Genomic DNA, 1,780 nt, shown 5'->3' with positions numbered 1-1,780 from the left:
CAGGTGGTGACCGCCCCGCCGAGCGGATCCGCCGCCTGCGCCACGGCCGGCGTGCGCAGCGGCAACGTCGCGCCGCGCACCGGGATCTCCAGGCCCGCGGCCATCGCGACCGCCCGATCCCATTCCGGATCACCGCTGTAATCCGAGTGCCCCAGCACCCCGGGAACCCACCGGCGGAACGAGAACGGCCCCCGCTGCGGGTCCGGCAGCCAGTGGTCCCCACCGAGCACCAGCGCTCCGGTCGGCCCGCGCGTGGCGGGCGGCAGCGGTCCCTGGGTGCCGTCGGGACGCAGTCCCACCCCGAGCAGCATCCCGTCGAAGACCTGCCGGTTCCAGGTGGTGACCGCCCCGCCGAGCGGATCGGTACCGCGGCACAGCGACCGCCAGCGGCCGCCGAGAGATCCGGCGAGATCCCGCAACGACCGGTGCGGCACCACGCCCGGGAACGCGCGCGGGTAGGCCCACTGCAGTTGCGAACCGGCGGTGACCAGGCCGACCCGTTCCCGATCGGCCTCCGGCAACGATTCCAGCAGCCGCGCGGTCGCCACCGCGGCGAGCAGGCTGCCCTGGCTGTGCCCGACCAGCACCACGCGGGTGTCCGGTTCGGCGAGGTGCTCGGCGGCTCGCGCGGCGAGTTCCGGCACCACCTTCAGCGCGTAGCACGGCGGCACCACGGGATGCGCCTCGCGCGGCCAGAACAACGTCAGATCGCACAGGATGCCCAGGTAGCGCCCGGCGGTCCGTTCCCGCGCGGCCATCTGCACCATCCGCAGCAGTCCGACCGCGAGCACGCCCAGCGCGAGCACGCCCAGCCCGCGGATCCAGTCCGCCCACTCGGCCCGCACCATCCACGCCCGCAACATCAGCGACAACGTGCTGCTGACCGCCAGCACCGCTGCCACCAGCAGCAGCACGTGGTGCGAGTAGCGGCGCTGCACGTCCGCCACGTGCCAGGAACCGGCCGCGCTGCGCTGGTCCTGCTGCCTGCCCGCGTGCAGCAGCGAGACCTGCTCGGGAACGCTGTCGTCCGGCTTGAACAACAGCCGCCGGATCCACGCCCAGGCGCCGAGCCCGGCGCTGCCGAGCGCGAGCAGGATCGCCGCGCTGCCCCAGAAGAAGGTGACCTCGTCGTAGGAGGTGGGCAGCCGCAGCTGCTCGGCGCGCAGCGCTTGGCGCAGGCTCAGCGCCAGCCCGGAGCCGAAGCCGACACCGAGCATGGCGGCCAGCATCAGCATCGGCGCCGCCATCCAGCCGCCCGCCCACGGACGCAGCTCGCGCGGCACCGAGGACCAGTTCCCGCGCGCGAGCAGCGCGGCGGGCACCAGCAGCACCGCCACGACCAGGCAGACGACCAGCAGCGCGATCACGATCGCGCTGACCGTGGGGTCCGAGCCCGGCAGCGGCCCGTTCAGCTCGCCGGGCAGGACCGCCACGCTCGCCACCAGCACGGCCGCCACGATCATCGAGCTGCGTCGCGCCGCCTTGCTCAGCAGCCCGCGCAGCAGCTGCGAGAACGCGCCCGAACACATCACGGTCGGGTCGTCCAGCAGCACCGTGCCGACCACCGAGAGCACCAGCAGCGCTTCGGCCAGCACCCAGCGCGGATCGGGGCTCGGCGCGAGCGGTCCACCGAGCGCCAGCGACGCCAGCACGGCCAGCGCACCGGTCACGTGCAGCGCGCGCAGCGCCGGGGTGTCCGGGTCGGCCACCACGTTCGCACCGGGCAGCAGCGGTGCGCGGCCCGAGTGCTGCGCTTTGCCGCCTCGCTGGCCTGCTGTTT

1 pseudogene is annotated in these 1,780 nt (G+C 74.3%); it reads right to left on the bottom strand.

Annotated features, from left to right (window positions below):
* Positions 1 to 1,780 (bottom strand): annotated as a pseudogene (locus IJH84_RS21195) (hypothetical protein); the annotation flags it as partial.

This window comes from Saccharopolyspora sp., from assembly GCF_017434145.1.
GTDB lineage: Bacteria > Actinomycetota > Actinomycetes > Mycobacteriales > Pseudonocardiaceae > Saccharopolyspora_C > Saccharopolyspora_C galaxeae.
Note: the sequence above shows the minus strand (reverse complement) of the source record. Positions and strands in the feature narration are given on the sequence as shown.